The organism is Streptomyces sp. V3I8, from assembly GCF_030817535.1.
In the GTDB taxonomy this organism is placed as follows: Bacteria; Actinomycetota; Actinomycetes; order Streptomycetales; family Streptomycetaceae; genus Streptomyces.
This window is the reverse complement of the sequence record NZ_JAUSZL010000002.1, coordinates 5,617,572-5,633,887: the sequence shown is the minus strand read 5'-3', so window position 1 is coordinate 5,633,887 and position 16,316 is coordinate 5,617,572. Positions and strand designations below refer to the sequence as shown.

The window sequence follows — 16,316 nt, the reverse complement described above, 5'->3', positions numbered from 1 at the left end:
CCTCACACACCAGGAGATACGCATGACGGCAACAGCGAACGACCAGAGGACCGGCCGCATGGTGGCTGGCGAGGACCTGTTCGAGAGCCTCGCCCACTTCGTGGTCCTCCATGACGGACAGACGCCCGAGCGTGCCGAGCGCATCGCGGACCAGGCGGTCGCGTTCCTCGTCACCGCGGCCACCGCCACCGTCGCCATGGTGCCGTCGGACGACGTGGACCTCGGCCTGCACGCGCTCATCCTGCACACCAAGGAGTACGCCGGGCTGTGCGAGCAGTACGCGGGGCGTTTCCTGCACCACAACCCGAAGCCGGGCGGAGGAGGTCGTGATCCGAAAATGGTCGCTGCTGCGGCGCACGCCATGAAAGCCGCCGGGTTCATGGTCTTCGACGACCTGTGGACCGTGAACGGCGAGAACCTCGCACAGTGCGACGCGGACTGCGGCCGGCCGTACGGCCAGGCGTAGCTCACGACAACAGCGACACGGCCGGCCCCTGCTCGTGGTCGGCCGTGCTCGCCAGGAAGGAGAAAGACCTTGTCCGGCTCGCCCCCTGAACTGCCGGCCGTACTGCGTGATGCGCTCACGCCCACAGCTCAGTACCTGATCATCAACCGCCGAGGCTCCGTGGTCTGGGAAGTCGAAAACTCCCGGGGCCATTACGCCGTGAAAGTCGGCTACCCGATCGAGGCCACAGCCGACTGGGCCGCGCAGCCCTGGACCGCTCTCGCTCCCGCACGCGAAGGCGCCGTGCTGCATCACCTCGGCTTCGAGGACGTCGCGTACGGCGAGTGGGAGCAGGGAACCTGGAACTTCCAGCCGTGGCGGGAAGGGCCGGACCTGTACCGGCTGTGGGAACCCTGCCGTAGGCGGGACTCGTCCATCGCACCGCACGCCAGCGTGGCGCTGGGATGCGTTGAAGCGCTCGCCGAACTGCACGCGAAAGGCTGGGCCCACGGAGACATTCAGCCTGCCCACTTCATCATCGGGCCCGAACGCACCCATCTCATCGACCTAGCACTGGCTCGGGGTGGGCAGGTGCCTCAGGGGTACGACTTCCCGTTCCGCGGCTGCCTGGTCCACTACGAGGCACCGGAGATCGCGCGCAGCGTGCTCGCCACAGGAGAGGCGGAGCCGACCCAAGCTGCCGACATCTACGCACTCGGTGCGTCCCTGCTCATCTCCGCCACCGGCTGGCGGGCAGTCGAGTATCCGGACGACGCTCCACGCTCCGTACAGAGAGAAGCGGTGGCAAACGGCCGACGTCGCTCAGTGAAGGTGCCCGGTGAACTGGGCGCCCTGATCGACGCCATGCTCAGCCACGCCCCGGAGGACCGGCCCACCATCTACGAGGTGGGCAAAGCCCTGAACTGATCTACACATCAGACTGGACCGCCCTCAGCCTGGACAGCATTCCGGGTGGTCCGGTCTTCGACACTTTCTAAGCCCCCCACACACGCCAGCTCCCTTCAGCTCTACCGCGTCTCAGAGCCGGAACAGCTCCATAACCGGCGCTACGCCCTGCGCTCGAACCGCACGTCAAGTGGGCGAACCGGTTCCCGGCCCGGACCCTGCTTGAGCGCACAGCCGCCTCCGGCTGACCCAACAAGCCCCGTCGGGCCGCAGTCATCAGTCCCGGCTCCCCCTATGGCCAGCGGATCACACAGGCTGCGGCCCGACGGCCCCACCCCTGCATCGAGGAATCGCACTCTCATGCCCTTCTTACGCGCACCAGGTCAGTGCGCATTCGCTTTCCCCTCAGCTCTCTCGCGTCAGGGGTCCGCCGATGACCTCTTCTGACATGAGCTTGACGACTCCGCACCCTGCCGGCCGGGATGCCGATCTGCGCGTCGCCCTGGAGGACCTGCGGCTGAATCGGTGGCTGTCCACGAAGGAGCTGCTCACCAGGACGGATTCCTGGTCACTGCGGTGCAGCCGAAGCCAGGTCCTGGGCCGCGCGGCGGTGGACACCGAGGCGATCGAAATGTGGGCCGCGGAGGAGCCTGAGGACTGGAACGCCTGGATGATGCGGGCCCGCGTGCTAAGCGAACGCGTGATCCTCGCCCACCGCAACGGGGCCTCCCGGCCACAGCTGATGCAGGCCATCCTCAAGGCCCGTTACGCCTGCAGTGCGGCCGCGGAGTGGAAGGCCGATCCGGTGCCGCCCTTGTGCTTCATGACGCTCGCGCAGGCCGACGACGACCCGGAGCGGCCGCACAGCCCGCTCAACTGGATCGCGCGTGAGGACCTGCTGCCGCCGGGGCCCTGGCGGCTGCTGGACGCGGTGCACCAGCGCGATGCGCACAACCGTGAAGCCTTCCACCGGATGCTCGCCGTCTTCCGCGCCCGCGGCAATGAGCTGATCACCTTCGCGCAGTGGGTGGCGTCCAGAGCCCCGGCGGGGTCCGCGCTGAAGGTTCTGCCGCTGTACGCGTTCGTTGATCAGTACCGCAAGCAGTGGCAGACGCGGCAGACCGCCAGTGTGCTCGCGTACTGGGTCACCGAGGACAAAGCCCACTACGCCCGCAAGGCGCTGCATGAGTGGTTCGAGCCGACGCAGCCCGCGCCGGGGCAGCCCGACACCCGCTCCCTGCTGGATCTCAACCACCTGGCACACGCCCTGACGGCCACCGGCGTAGGCCACAGCGGCCCGGTGTTCGAAGCGATCGGCCCACACGTGACCACCGCGCCATGGGCCCAGGTCGCCCACGAACCGCAGGAATGGCAGGAGGAATTCCTCAAAGCCCGCCGCCCCACCCTGAAATCCAGGAGCCGCCGATGACCATCCGAGGCCCACCCTCCGCAGCCGCGGCCCCTTGCGCTCGCCCTTCTCTCCTCCGACTCCTCCAAGGACCTTTCCGTTGCGCTTACCACCCGCACCACACCATCTCTGCCCTCCTCCCTTCTCCCCCGAGGTGCCCGATGCCGCACAGACGATCAACTAGCCGCCGTCCGCTGGACGACGACGCGGCGCTGCGCGGCCACGGCTACACGCCCGAACTAAAACGCGGCATGGGCGGCTTCGGGAACTTCGCGATCAGCTTCTCCGTGATCTGCATCCTGGCCGGCGGCATGACCCTGTTCGGCTACGGCCTCAACACCGGCGGCCCCGCCGTCATGCTGTGGGGCTGGGTCGGCATCGGCGCCATGACCCTCATCCTCGGCGCGTGCCTGGCCGAGGTCACTTCCGCCTATCCCACCTCGGGCGGCCTGTACTACATGGCCCACCGCCTCGGCGGCCCCCGCTGGGCGTGGGTCACCGGCTGGCTCAACCTGCTGGGCCTGCTCGGTGCGATCGCCGGCATCGACTACGGGTGCGCGCTGTTCGTCGGCGCGTTCGCCAACCTGCAGTGGGGACTTGAGCCCACACCCGAGACGACGATGCTGATCTTCGCCGGCATCCTGCTGCTGCACGGCGCCCTCAACGCGCTCGGGGTGCGCCTGGTGACCGTGCTGAACTCGATCTCGGTGTGGTGGCAGCTCGCCGGCGTCGCGCTGATCGTCGGCGCGCTCACCCTCGCCCCGGGTGAGCGCCAGAGCGCCAGCTTCGTGTTCACGCACGTCAACAATGGCACCGGCTTCGACAACCCCGTGTATGTGGCCGCACTCGGTTGCCTGCTGGCCGCGTACACGTTCTGCGGCTACGACGCTTCCTCGCACCTGTCGGAGGAGACCAAGGGCGCACAGATCGCAGCGCCCAGGGGCATCGTGCGTGCCATCGCCTGGTCCTGGGCGGCCGGGTTCGTTCTGCTAGCCGGTCTGCTGTTCGCCATCGAGGACTATGCGGGCACGCTGGGCACGAGCACGGGTGTGCCGCCGGCGCAGATTTTCATCGACGTCCTGGGCACCGGCGTGGCCAAGGGGCTGCTCCTCGTCGTGATCGTCGCGCAGTTGTTCTGCGGGAACGCGGAGACGGCCGCCGCCTCCCGCATGGTGTATGCGTTCTCGCGGGATGGGGCCCTCTACGGCTCCGCGACCTGGCGCCGCGTCAGCAGCCGCACCAAGACCCCTGTCCCCGCGGTGTGGCTGTCGGTGGGGATCGCGCTGCTCCTGGCGCTGCCCAGCCTGTACTCGCCGGCCGCCTACGCTGCCGTCACCGCGATCAACGTCATCGGCATCACACCCGCCTACGTGATCCCGGTCTATCTGCGGCGGCGCCACCCAGAGAAGTTCACGCCGGGCCCCTGGCACCTGGGCGCCTGGAGCAAGCCGCTGGGCTGGATCTCGGTCGGCTACGTGGCCGTGCTGACCGTCGTCTTCTGCCTGCCACAGGCTTCCCCGATCACCGTGCAGTCCTTCAACTACGCCGGCATCGCCCTCGCGGTGGTCCTGCTCATCGCGTGGCTCACCTGGATCACCAAGGGCCGACGCTCCTACAAGATCCCGCCGCTCGGCACCGAAGCCGAAACCGTGGCACTGTCCGAAGGCGTGCTGTGATGACCCACGAGACCCAACCGAACGACCTGCCTGTCCTGGCGTCGGGCTTGCAGCAGCCGGAGAACCTGGTTCGCCTGGTGGAAGAGGGCGAGATCACGACGGTGATGCTCGCGGTCCCCGACATGCAGGGCCGCCTCAAGGGCAAGCTCCACGACGCCCGCACGTTCCTGGACCGCTTCGAGTCGGAGATGTGCTCCTACGTCCTGGCCACCGACCTGAACATGAACGCACAGCCGGGATACTCCCTCACGGGCTGGGACGACGGGTTCCAGGACCTGCACGTCGTCCCCGACCCGAAGTCGATCCGCCGGCTGTCCTACCTGCCCGGCACGGTCCTGGTCCACGGCGACGCTGTCCGCCACGGCTGGCCCATCGACGTCGCCCCGCGGCAGATGCTCCGTCAGCAGATCGCCGAACTGGCCTCCCTCGGGTATCGGGCCAAGGTCGGCATCGAGAGCGAGTTCATGCTCTACAAGGGCACCCCGGCGCAGGCCCGCCGCCGCGGGTACCGAGGGCTCGTCCCCGTCTCGCCCTACAACCTCGACTATGCCCTCGACCACCCGCCGGCCCTGAGCGCCTTCTTCCACGACCTCTGGGAGGTCCTGCATACGGCCGGCTGCCCGCCCGAGGCGATCAAGACGGAAGGGGCACCCGGCCAGATCGAGGTTACGTGGCCCTACGGGGCCCCAATGGCGGCCTGCGACGTCTACACCGTCCACCAGCACGCGGTGCGCCACCTTGCCGCACAGCACAAGATGGCGCCCACGTTCATGGCCGCCCCGCAGACCGGGGTCGGCAGCGGCCTGCACCTGCACGTGTCCCTGTGGCGCGACGAGGACGACTCGGCGTTCTGGATGGAGCAGGGCAGTGAGCTGCCCGAACCGCTGCAGCACTCCGTCGCCGGGCTCCTTGACGCCCTCCCACACTTGGCACCGCTGTACGCGCCCACCAGCAACTCCTACAAGCGCTACCGCCCGCACTCGTTCGCCCCCACCCGCTTCACGTGGGGGCACGGCAACCGCACGTGTGCCATCCGTATCACCGGCGAGGAGTCGAACCCGCATCTGGAGAACCGCGTGCCGGGCGCCGACGCGAACCCCTATCTGGCCCTGGCCGCGACGCTCGCCGGGATCATCCACGGCCTCCGCAACCAGCCGAAACTCCCCCCGCCCTGCACGGGCGACAGCTACCAGGACACCCATGCGCGCGAGATGCCGTACAGCCTGGATGAGGCAACCACCGACTTCGCCAGCAGCCGCATCGCGTCGCTCGCATTCGGGCCCGACCCCGTGGACCACTACGTCCATGCCGCCGAGCTCGAACACGCCGCCCTCGCGTTCGAGGTGACGGACGTGGAACTGGCGAGGGGGTTCGACCGTGGCTGAGGTTCCCACCGTGGCGTTCCCCGTCACTGCTACGCCGGCGCGCCGTGTGCTGGGGCAGCTCGCAAGGCTGCTGTCGCTGGCCACCCTCGCGAGCCTGGCCAGCGGGACGGTGTTCGCTGCGTCCCTGTACGGCGTGCAGTGGGAGGTCACCGAATTGATCAAAGTCACCCAGCTCGCCTGCAGTTACCTGGTGGGCGGCTGGCTCACCTGGCTGGTGCTTCGCCGACCCGCCCCGAATACCGCTCCGCGCTGGTGGCGGCCGCTGCGAGGACATGCGGCGGGGACGCTGGGAGTGGCGATCTCCGGGTTGGCCATGCCGGTGGCCGGCACGCTGGGCCGTGATCTGGGGCCGGCGCTGTTCGGCTGCGCGGTGGCATGGCTGGCGGTGGAAATCTGCCGTTCTCACGGCGTCTGGCCGGACGACGGGGCTCCGTATACGCCTGTCCAGCAACTGCAGCGCTGGAAGGTCGCACAGTGGGGGTTCATCGTTTGTGGCGTGTCCGGTCTTCTCTTCGGCCTGCTGGGGAAGCTGTTGACCTGGCTCGACCTGGACATCGTGCCGGTCATGCGGGACAGCCAGATGGTCACGCTCGGTATCAGCGGTCCGGTAGAACTCGCCCTGACCATCGTGCATTCCGTCGCGATCGAGGACGTCGTTATCGTCGCGGCCACGATCACGCTGATGAAGGCCGTACGCAGGCCCACATGGGAGATCTACACCCTGGTCTGCCTCATCGAGATAGGACTGCACGCCTACTTCGGGCTTCCCGCCATCGGCGCCGCCGCCATGGCCGCAGGCCGCGTCTGGCTGTACCTGCGCTACCGCAGCCTCCTGCCCCTATTGGCCGCACACACCCTGTGGAACCTCTTCCCCGAACTTGGGCGGCTGTCCTTGCCCTACCTGCTGATGGCGGGCGTCCTCCTCGCCGTCCTATTCACCGAGATCGACCGCCGGCTGAAGAAGACCGCCGGTCAGCCACCCCCGGAAGCACCCGTCTCCTCACAGCCCGCCACCCCTACGCATGACCGCGACCGTATGCAGGAGACGCGCCCGTGAGCACGACGGACGAACTCGCTGCCCCCGACATGTGAGTCCACCGTCTCTGAGACACCCGGGGTGGCGGGCCACACGGCACCCTCCACCCCGGCCCCCCGCCGCTCAGCACGACCGAAAGGAAACCGTCCATGACGATCACCTCCGCGCGATCCCAAGCCCCGCCCGCCATAACGGAGTTCCTAGAACTCGAGATCACCGGACGGTGTCAGCTCACCTGCCCCACCCTGTGCTACGCGAAATCGGGCCCCACCAACGGGCACGGCGAGATGTCCACCGCCGACTGGAAGCAGCTCATCAGCGACGCCGCCGAGGTCGGCGTGAAGAAGGTCCAGTTCATCGGCGGGGAACCCACCCTGCACCCCGACTTCGAGGCTCTGGTGAACCGCGCCCTGGTACTCGGCCTCGCCGTCCAGGTCTACAGCAACCTGTACCGCCTGAAGCTTGAGCACTGGGAGCTGTTCATGCGCCCACGGTTGACGGTGGCGACGTCGTACTACAGCGACGATCCTGCAGAGCATGAGCGCGTCACCAACCGCAGGGGCTCGCACGCGGCGACCCGCGCAAACATCGTCGAGGCCCTACGCCGCGGCATCCGTCTGCAGATCGGCATCGTCGAGGTCTTCGAGGGACAGCGCACCGCGCAGATCCGCGAGGAGCTGCTCGCCCTCGGCGCCGACAGGATCGTCACCGACCAGGTCCGCAGCGTCGGCCACGGCGAGGTCCTAGGCAGCGCCGTCCGGACGCGGTCAGCTATAGCGGAGACGGCCAGCGTTGTCAGTGGCGCCTCATAGACTGTCGTCGACTGCTCAGATGGGGGGCCAGCGTTGGCGATCACTCCTGCTCAGAAGCGCCAAGCGCAGGATCCGGACTCGAACGTGCCTCGGTTGGTGACCGTGGTCGACCGAGTGCTGGAGGGTGATGTTGTACTGCCGAAGTTCCAGAGGAACTTCGTTTGGACCCGGCAGCAGATCCTCGACCTGCTCGATTCAGTGGCACGCAACTACCCCATCGGAAGCATCCTGCTGTGGCAGAGCACGGAGCAACTCGCGAGCGAGCGCACGGTCGCCGGCCTGGTCGTCGGTGAACACCGGCACGGATACCCGGTCAACTACATCCTTGATGGGCAGCAGCGTCTAGCGACAATCTGCGGCGCATTGCACTGGAGCCCCGACAACGACCCTGAGAGCAACTGGAATATCGTTTACGACCTCGAAGCGCAGCTGTTCCGGCATACAGACACGCTGGAGGACCCACTCCCGCACCTGATCCCGGTCCGGCTGCTCGCCAACGGCTTCGCCTTCGCCAATCGCGCTTCGAAACTCGGCTCCACAGAGCTGCAGGAACGCGCAGAGGGACTGTACAACCGATTCTCGAACTATCAGGTCGCCGTCGTCACGCTGCGGGGCATGCCATCTACCGAGGTAGCCAAGGTCTTCGAGCGGATCAACAGCACAGCGACCCCCCTCACCGTCGTCGACCTCATGCGGGCCGCAACCTGGAGCCCGGAGTTCGATCTCAAGGATGAGATCGACGAACTGCTCGAAGTCCTGAGCCGGAAGCAGTATGGCAAGGTCGACACGAAGACGATGCTACGGACGATTTCAGCGGCGGCAGGGTTCGGATTCTCTCGTGAGGATATGAACCAGCTGCGGAACCTCAGCAAGGACGAGCTGGAAGCAGCGGTGAAGGCCGCTGCCGAAGCATCCAAGCTCGCGGTCGACTTCCTGACCACGCATGTCCGCACTCCACGCGCTACTGCCCTGCCCTACTACAACCAGTTCGCGGTCCTGGTGGAGATCTTCCGCCAGGTGCCGAAGGCTACGGCGGCCCAATACGACGCCATCGAGCGCTGGTTCTGGCTCACCGCCAGCGGCGAGTACTTTAAGGGCTGGAACGCCCGACAGATGTCGGACGACCGCGAAGCGGTACTCGGCTTCGCCGAGGGCCGGACCGATGAAATCGAGGTCAGTGCGGGCGTGCCGCGCAGTGTTCTGTGGCGCCGCAATCAGTTCAGGGCCACGAACGCCCCGTCGAAGCTGCTGGGCCTCATGCTCGCCGAGGCCCACCCGCTGGACCTCCGCAATGGTCGCCGGATCGACACGGACAAGGCGCTTTCCTGGCAGAACGACAAGGAGTTCCACCACTTCTTCCCGAAATCGTTTCTGAAGAAGCAGGGGCTCAACATCAGCCAGGCCAACGTCTGCGCCAATCTGGTCATGCTGAGTTCCGTATCAAACATCGCCATCAGCGACCAGCCGCCCTCGGTCTACCTCAAGGATCTGTGCGAGACTCAAGGTATGGACACGATCCGTACACGGCTGGTCTCCTGCCTGATCGACGACGCCGCCTTCGAGGCTGCGCTGCAGGACGACTACGAAGGGTTCCTCCGCGCTCGTTCCGAGACTTTGCATAACCGCTTGATGGAGCTCATCGGCTCGTCCGCTGCCAGCGCTCAACAGCGCGTGACCATTCCCGACGACGGCGAGAGCGGCACCGGCAATACCGACGAGCCGGTTGACCGGGACTCCGCGGACTGAGCAGGAGCAGCGACGCATGCGGGTTATAGACATGCCAGCGGCCGACCGACCTCGAGAGAGCCTCTGGCTGCACGAAGCGGAGGCGCTCGCCGACCGTGAACTGCTCGTACTCCTTCTGGGCTCGGGCATTCCAGGACAGGACGCGGTTCAACTGGCGGGCGAACTCCTGGCATCACACGGTGGTCTCGGCGGCCTAGCTCAGGCCGACCCACAAACCCTTGTGAAGCTCCTGGGAATGGGGCAGGCGAAAGCGGTACGTGTCGCGGCGGCCTTCCAACTGGCCCGCCGCCTGTAGAACACAGTCCTGCACAGCCCTGGCCGAATCATAACCACAGCCGACCTCGCCGCGGTCTCCGCACCCCTGCTGCGCGGGCTATGCCACGAGCGCGCAATCGTCGTGGCCTGTGACGCGTCCGGTAAGGTAATCCGAATCACCCGCCTGACCGACGGCACCACGGACCGCAGTCTGGTCCCGGTCCGTGACACCCTCGCGTTGGCCCTGACAGTCGGCGGAACGTCCTTCGGCGTGGCCCACAACCACCCCTCGGGTAGCCCCGATCCGAGCGCGTCCGACCGCCGGGTGACCGACCGCCTGCGGGAGGCAGCGGAGGCGGTCGGTCTACGATTCCTTGATCACGTTGTCGTGACAGATCGCGCCCGACGCCGTGTCACAGGCTTGAGACAAGAGCGGTGTTGAGGACAGACGGCCGCAACATGTCGAGTACATATTGCGCATATACCCCCCTCAACTCATTGGTAATCGAGTCGAGTACTTCCGCCGCCTCATCCTGCGCAGGACGGGAAGGTAGCGGGATCTCAATATCTTCGAAACGCTTACGCCCTAGCGTGCGATTACGATCCGCGCCTCCGGGAGAGGCGGCTGCGACTTTCGCCAGCCCTTCACGAGATAGCAGGTAATGGCGCAGGTAGCTTACATTAACCCGATCATCCACTGGGAGATAGGCCAAGAATCTATTGGATGCGATGTACTCTGCAGAATCAACTGCTGTAGTGACACTAATTGCCCCTTCCCATGCCTTGATGTTACTCAAAATGAGCGCACCTGACGGGAAAGTGAAGTAGTTTAGCTTGCTAACCTTTGAGCCGAGTGCGCTCGGGTAGCGAATGATCCCCTTCCCGAAGGAGCGCATGCCGATGACGCGATAGGATTCCGTCTCTTCGACATCAATTGGCGTACGTTCCAGTCGCACAACATCGCCGATGCGGACAACTTCCACCCGACGCTTATCTCTTGATGCGGAATGTGGGACATCTAGCTTCCCGTGAAGGGTCTGCAAGAATTTCAAGACCTCTTGCTCGTCTCTGATCAGATCATCCACAATGTCCACTGGCGAGCGATGGGCCAGTTCGTCGTCGGTGTCTGGATTGATTAGATCGAGATTGAAACCCGACGCCTGGATTTCGTTTGCGTCGACCTTCCAGGCATGTTCATTGGCGGTACGCCCTACCCGATTTTCCCCTCCCCACCATTTTGCACAGTCGGCGAACGCTTCATACTCCATCGGCTTCGTCTTGCTGTAGCCTCGCCGGCCTTCCGGCAATGGGATCTCGTAGAACCAGGTCTCCTTGGTTTGCCCGGCCTTCTCGAAGAAAAGTAGATTCGCAGGGATCTGCGTGTATGGGGCGAAGACGCCCTGCGGAAGGCGCACGATCGTGTGGAGGTTGCACTCGCGCATCAACTTCCGCTTGATCTTTGCGCCCACGCCACTGCCGAAGAGCACGCCGTTTGGAAGGACGATCGCGCAGCGGCCTCCGGGCTTAAGTCGCTCGATCACCGAGTAGAGGAAGAGCCAGGCGGTCTCGTGTGTCCCGACACCAGCCGAGTCAAAAGCTGCTGCTACTGACTTCTCTTCTTCGCCACCGAAAGGAGGGTTGGTCAGTACAACGTTTACGCGGTGCTTTGGACTGCTCTCCTCGCGCATCTTACGCAGTGCGTTCGTGCGCATGACGTTCGGCGCATCAATGCCGTGGAGGAGAAGGTTCATCGTTCCGAGCAGATACGGGAGCGGCTTCTTTTCCATTCCGCGAATATTGTGATGGAGTTCGGATAGTTCCTCCCGTGAACGCGGACGATCCTTCAGCTTGTCGTACGCCTCCACGAGGAAGCCGCCCGTTCCGCAGGCCGGATCGAGAATAGACTCGTCCAGCTTTAGAAAACTCTGCTCCACCATGAATCGGATCACTGGTCGCGGGGTGTAGAATTCGCCTGAATCACCGGCGGCATCGCGCATCTCCTTCAGGATCGACTCGTAGACGAACGCCATCGTGTGGATGTCGTCGGCTGACTCGAATTCGATGCCGTTGACCACATTGACGAGGTCACGCAGCAGCGTGCCCGACAGCATTCGGTTGTTGACGTCCTGGAAGATCGTGGAGATTACGTTCCTGGGATCGCCTTCCTCGTCGCCACTCAACTCCCGCAGGTACGGGAGCAACTTTCCGTTGACGAAGTCGAGGAACTCAGGACCGGTGAAGTCGGTCTTCTCCCCCCAGCTCTCCCAGTCATAGGGGGACTGAATTGCGCGCTCGTAGTCGAGGAACTCCGCCTCCCTCTCTGCCTCCACGCACACATCAAAGGCACGCAGGAACAGGATCCACGTCAGCTGAGGGAGCCGGTCGAGGTCGCCGTTTAGGCCCGCGTCCTTGCGCATGATGTCGCGTGCCGACTTAATCGCGGACTGCAGTTCCGCACGGGTTCGCTTCTTGGGCTTTTGCGCGGGTACCTCAATGGCTAGTTGGCCGGTGGTGTCCTTCGGCAACATCAGTCTTCCGTTCCAGTGGAGTCGTTCACGGCGCGCGCCCAGAGGTCACGCACTGCGGCCAGTGCGCCGTCCAGTGTCGGCGCGGTCTCGGTCAACCCCTCAGCGAGAGGTGGGTAAGTGTCCTGCCGCAGCGGCGGCGGATCAGGGATCGAGCGAGGAAGGACGTGCGTGTCCCCAATCGTGAAGACATGCCGTACGACGGCGTATAGCTTTGCATCGGCAGCCGCGTTCGTTTTAATCAGCAGGACGAGATCGGCCAGGTTCTTGATCCTGGTGCTGGGGCGGTCACTGTATTCGCGTGTGCGGGCGTGCAGCTCTTCGGCGAATCGCTGTCGTCGGGCCACGGCTTCGATCGTCCGAGCAGGATGCCCGCGAAGTCCAGAGATCCGAGGAGAGGCAGGGACTCGGTAGCCGCCACGTCCTCCTCACTGCGGGCGGCGATGTTGATGCGGACCCCTGCAAAGGTCTTGCCGCCCAGGCTGGCTTCGATGGAGAACTCCCACGCCGAGTGCCCTCCCGTATCGGCGGCCAGCTCAGTCGGCGGGGGACTTGGAAGGTGAACCAATCCCCGTCCGAGTCTTCGGAGAGCGCATCAAACAGCACCTCGTGGATGGCGCTGCCGTTTATCCCGGTTTCCCTGATGGCGAGATCCATGTCCCTGGTCGCCCTCGCGCGGTTCCGGAGCCGGAACTCAAGCACGGCCCCACCCTTGAGGATCCATACGGCCACCGCATCGGCGTAGAGCCGTGCTGCGATCCGGTCGAAGACCACACGGCGACGCAGTCGTCCCAGATCGGTGGCTTCAGTCTCCGACTGGCGCTGCAGTCTCGCTTCCAGTGCCCGGCGAAGTGCGATCGCGTCGTGATACTTGCTCACTCCGCCACTTCCCTCAGCGCCCGCTCCACACCGAGCTCGGCCCGAGCTCCGATTTCTTGGGCGGCGTGCAGAAGGCGGCGGCGGCTGGCCAGGCCCTTCGACAGGGCTTCGCTCACCGCGGAGTCGATCACTTCTTGATCGACAGCGGCGGCGGCGCTCTCGGCGATGGCACGACGTGGGGTAGTGACCTTGAAGCCCTCGTGCTGTTCGATGCCGTCAGCTTCCAATGCCGCGTGATGCAGGACGACAGCTGCGTCCTTCGCGCGAAACCCCTTGGGCACGGTCAGATGGACCTCTGCCGGGTTGGCGCTGCCCAGATCGTGTACCGCAAGGGCCGTCACATGCGACACCACAGCCAGTCCCCGGCTCCAGAGAGACCAGCGGACCAAGTGGTCCGTGTCGCCGCTCGGCAGGTCGAGGTACTCGCGGAAGCGGTAGATACCGCGGTCGATGCGGATCCAGTTCCGGCGACCGACGTGGAAGTGCTGAGCCTGGTAGGAGTAGCCAGCCGTTATCGCCTGCGCAGCTGTGAAGTAGCCACGCTGGCGGGCAGCCGTCCGCCACAGTCGGTCACGAGATGTGTCATCGCCAAGCACCGAATGAGCGTAGCAGAAATACCCCTCCTAGTTTCCTTTAGTTTCATGCATCGCCCTACTTGAAGCTAAGATTAAAGTAGAGTTATGCGACATCAAAAATGCGCTTGCCCAGGTCATCGATCGCCTCGTGCATCTGCGGCGTCCCGCCAAACCGCGCAGCCAGCTGCCGGATCGTACCCAGCTGCCGAAAGGGCGGTACCCGCAGCGCGCCCGCCTCCAGCTCCGTGGCGCCCTTCTCGGTGAAACGGTCCAACAGCGCGTCCAGCACCTCTCGCGCCTCGGGCGCGAACTTCTTGAGAAACTGATCGTGCTCACGGCGGACCCGGTGTGCCCGCTCAGCCCGGCTGATCAGCGGAAGCTCCCAGGCCGCGTTGATCAGTAGATCAATAGGATCTGCCTCCGGATGGTCGAGTTTGCGCAGCAGGTCTTCCTCTGTGATGCCGACCTCGTCGCTCCGCAGCTGTGCGCGCAGGACCGTGCGGCTCCGGGCCATCGCCCACTGAGTTCGCAGGTCGGTAGGTGACAGGTTCAGCTCCAGGACGCGATCGTGAACGTACTCCCGGTAGCGCACCATGCGCATGGTCTGCCCGTCGTGATGCAACTGGTAGTGCATGTCGTTCCAGACAAAGACCTCCACCCCGCTGACGTAGATGCGTCGTGTGCCGCTGCTCTGGATCTCATCGATCCGGTCCTCGTCCGCGATCAGCGTGTCTCCGGCGCCCGTCGGCAGCGATCCTTCTCCCTGCGATTCGAACCTCATCTCCGGCTCCGTTGCGTCCTCGCCGGAAGAGTCCGCATCGGGGTCTTCCTCGGCGCGTTCTACCAGCTCTCCTTGGCTATCGGTCTGGTCGTTGATGACTCTGAGCGGCGGGCCATCGAACTCTGGATCATTAAAAAGGGCCGTCGCGTCGACGAAGTCGACGATGTCGAAGGATCCCTTGTTGATGTCCAGGCAGAGTCGCGTGCCCCGTCCGATGATCTGCTTGAACTGAGGCATGGAGTTGATCCTGCGCAGGATGACGATGTTTCGGACGGAAGGGATGTCTACGCCTGTAGTCAGCATCTGGCTGGTGGCGACGATTACGGGCTCATCGGTGTCGTCCCTCCGGAACCGGTCCAGCAGTTCTCTTCCCGGCTTGCCGTCGTCATCGGTGACCCGGCAGACGTAGTCCGGGTGCCTCGCGACTAGATCGAGATTGGCCTGGTTCAATGCGGCAACCATGCGGTGCGCGTGGTCGTTGTTCTCACAGAAGACGATGGTCTTCGCCATCCGGTCCGTCTCCGTGAGGTAGTTGGTCAGGTAGCGCGCCACCTCATCGGTGCGCTCCTGGATGGCCAGGACCTTCTCGTAGTGGCGCTGTGTGTAGAGCTGGTCTGGAATCAGGTTGCCATCGGTATCCCGCTGGCCGGGTTCGGGTCGGAAGCCCGTCATGTCGACGTTCAGGTGAACTCGGCGCAGTCGGTAGGGCGCCAGGAAGCCATCCTCGATCCCGTCCTTGAGCGAATACTCATAAACAGGCTCACCGAAGTACCCGTATGTGTCCCGCTCCTTCTCCGCGATCGGCGTTGCGGTCAGCCCCAACTGCGTGGCGTCGGAGAAGTAGTCGAGGATGCCTCGCCACTTGCCCTCCTCGGCTGAGCTGCCACGATGGCACTCATCCACGATGATCAGGTGGAAGTAGTCAGGCGGGTATTGGCTGAAGAGCGCCGTCTCGTCACCCCTGGCACTGTCGAGCGCCTGATACAGAGCAAAGAAGATCTGCCGAGCACGTTGAGCCTGCCCACCGATCTTGTGCACAACATCACCGAATACCTGTTCGAAGTAGTCGTCCTTCGGCTGGTTGACGAGGATGTTGCGATCCGCAAGATAGAGGACTCGGGGCATCTCACCTCCGGCCCACCCACTACGGCGCAGCTTGGAGACGAGCTGGAACGCCACCATGGTCTTGCCTGTGCCCGTGGCCAGCGTCAGCAGGATCCGTTTCTGCCCCCGGGCTATCGCAAGCAGTGCCTCGTTGACCGCTCGGCGCTGGTAGTAACGGGGCCGCTTCGGCGTGAGGTCATTGTTCCGCAGCCGGTGATCGAACGGGGCAAGGACGAGTTCACGCTCCAGGTGCGTGGCGATCTGCTTCTCGCCGCAGTACCGCTCCCACAGCCGCTCCGGAGACGGGAACGCCTGGACCTGGTGCCGATTGCCACCGATCTCGATCTCCCAGATCTCGGTCCCATTCGTGGCGTAAGCCACCGGCAGCCCGAGCCTGCGCGCGTATCTCTTGGCCTGCTCGATGCCTGCCGCGACGTCAACGCTGGTTCGCTTGGCTTCGACCACCGCTATCGGTACGTCGTCCCGATACTGCAGGACGTAGTCCGCGATCAAGGCCCGCTCCCGGCGGTGTCGTCGAGGCGAGACCACGATCTTGCCGTCGTTGATCGGGTACTGCTCCCTGATCTGTTCCTTGCTCCAGCCCGCTCCCGACAGTGCCGGCATCACAAAGGCCCGGCACGTCTGCTGCTCCGTCAGTCCACTCGCACTCGCCATACAAGATTCGTACATCAAGAGAACAGAGCGGGGAGTGAGAACGAGCAACTCCCAGCTGATGTCACAGACTGTGATCGCACTCGATGGGATGCTCCGCACTAAAAGACC

14 protein-coding genes are annotated in these 16,316 nt (G+C 64.8%); 10 read left to right on the top strand and 4 right to left on the bottom strand.

Annotated features, from left to right (window positions below):
* Window positions 1–22 precede the first annotated feature (22 nt).
* The 10 genes from QFZ75_RS25040 (at window position 23) to QFZ75_RS41185 (ending at window position 10,111) form a co-directional block, all read left to right on the top strand.
* Complete coding sequence (locus QFZ75_RS25040) at window positions 23–466, top strand: hypothetical protein (protein ID WP_307540315.1); 444 nt, start codon at window positions 23–25, stop codon at window positions 464–466.
* A gap of 69 nt (window positions 467–535) precedes the next feature.
* Window positions 536–1,372 carry a protein kinase gene (locus QFZ75_RS25035; protein ID WP_307540313.1) on the top strand — a complete coding sequence of 279 codons (837 nt, stop codon included), beginning with the start codon at window positions 536–538 and terminating at the stop codon, window positions 1,370–1,372.
* Between the two features lie 412 nt (window positions 1,373–1,784).
* Complete coding sequence (locus tag QFZ75_RS25030; protein WP_307540311.1) at window positions 1,785–2,780, top strand: hypothetical protein; 996 nt, start codon at window positions 1,785–1,787, stop codon at window positions 2,778–2,780.
* A 140-nt stretch (window positions 2,781–2,920) separates the two neighbouring features.
* A complete protein-coding gene (locus tag QFZ75_RS25025) occupies window positions 2,921–4,435 on the top strand; it encodes an amino acid permease (RefSeq protein ID WP_307540310.1) in 1,515 nt (504 codons plus the stop codon).
* Complete coding sequence (locus QFZ75_RS25020) at window positions 4,435–5,820, top strand: glutamine synthetase family protein (RefSeq protein WP_307540308.1); 1,386 nt, start codon at window positions 4,435–4,437, stop codon at window positions 5,818–5,820. Before QFZ75_RS25025 ends, QFZ75_RS25020 begins: the two co-directional genes overlap by 1 nt.
* Window positions 5,813–6,877: a hypothetical protein gene (locus QFZ75_RS25015; protein WP_307540306.1), complete on the top strand. Its 1,065-nt coding sequence runs from the start codon at window positions 5,813–5,815 to the stop codon at window positions 6,875–6,877. Before QFZ75_RS25020 ends, QFZ75_RS25015 begins: the two co-directional genes overlap by 8 nt.
* A 128-nt stretch (window positions 6,878–7,005) precedes the next feature.
* Window positions 7,006–7,668, top strand: a complete 663-nt coding sequence (locus tag QFZ75_RS25010) for a radical SAM protein (RefSeq protein ID WP_307540304.1) — start codon at window positions 7,006–7,008, stop codon at window positions 7,666–7,668.
* A gap of 96 nt (window positions 7,669–7,764) precedes the next feature.
* Window positions 7,765–9,414: a DUF262 domain-containing protein gene (locus tag QFZ75_RS25005; protein WP_307540302.1), complete on the top strand. Its 1,650-nt coding sequence runs from the start codon at window positions 7,765–7,767 to the stop codon at window positions 9,412–9,414.
* Window positions 9,415–9,430: 16 nt separating this feature from the next.
* A complete protein-coding gene (locus QFZ75_RS25000; RefSeq protein ID WP_307540300.1) occupies window positions 9,431–9,709 on the top strand; it encodes a UPF0758 domain-containing protein in 279 nt (92 codons plus the stop codon).
* 9 nt (window positions 9,710–9,718) lie between these two features.
* Window positions 9,719–10,111: a JAB domain-containing protein gene (locus QFZ75_RS41185; protein ID WP_373466060.1), complete on the top strand. Its 393-nt coding sequence runs from the start codon at window positions 9,719–9,721 to the stop codon at window positions 10,109–10,111.
* On the opposite strand, the gene QFZ75_RS24995 is transcribed toward QFZ75_RS41185, so the two are convergent.
* From QFZ75_RS24995 to hsdR, 4 genes are all read right to left on the bottom strand, one after another.
* Window positions 10,083–12,197, bottom strand: coding sequence for an N-6 DNA methylase (locus tag QFZ75_RS24995; protein WP_307540298.1), 2,115 nt, complete (start codon window positions 12,195–12,197; stop codon window positions 10,083–10,085). The two genes, QFZ75_RS41185 and QFZ75_RS24995, sit on opposite strands and share 29 nt — an antisense overlap.
* Entirely contained in the window at window positions 12,197–12,541 is a 345-nt protein-coding gene (locus QFZ75_RS24990; protein WP_307540296.1) for a hypothetical protein, read from the bottom strand. The genes QFZ75_RS24995 and QFZ75_RS24990 overlap by 1 nt, the downstream gene beginning before the upstream one ends.
* Before the next feature lie 528 nt (window positions 12,542–13,069).
* Entirely contained in the window at window positions 13,070–13,669 is a 600-nt protein-coding gene (locus tag QFZ75_RS24985) for a hypothetical protein (protein ID WP_307540295.1), read from the bottom strand.
* Window positions 13,670–13,751: 82 nt separating this feature from the next.
* Window positions 13,752–16,208, bottom strand: coding sequence for an EcoAI/FtnUII family type I restriction enzme subunit R (hsdR, locus tag QFZ75_RS24980; RefSeq protein WP_307540294.1), 2,457 nt, complete (start codon window positions 16,206–16,208; stop codon window positions 13,752–13,754).
* Between the last annotated feature and the right edge of the window lie 108 nt (window positions 16,209–16,316).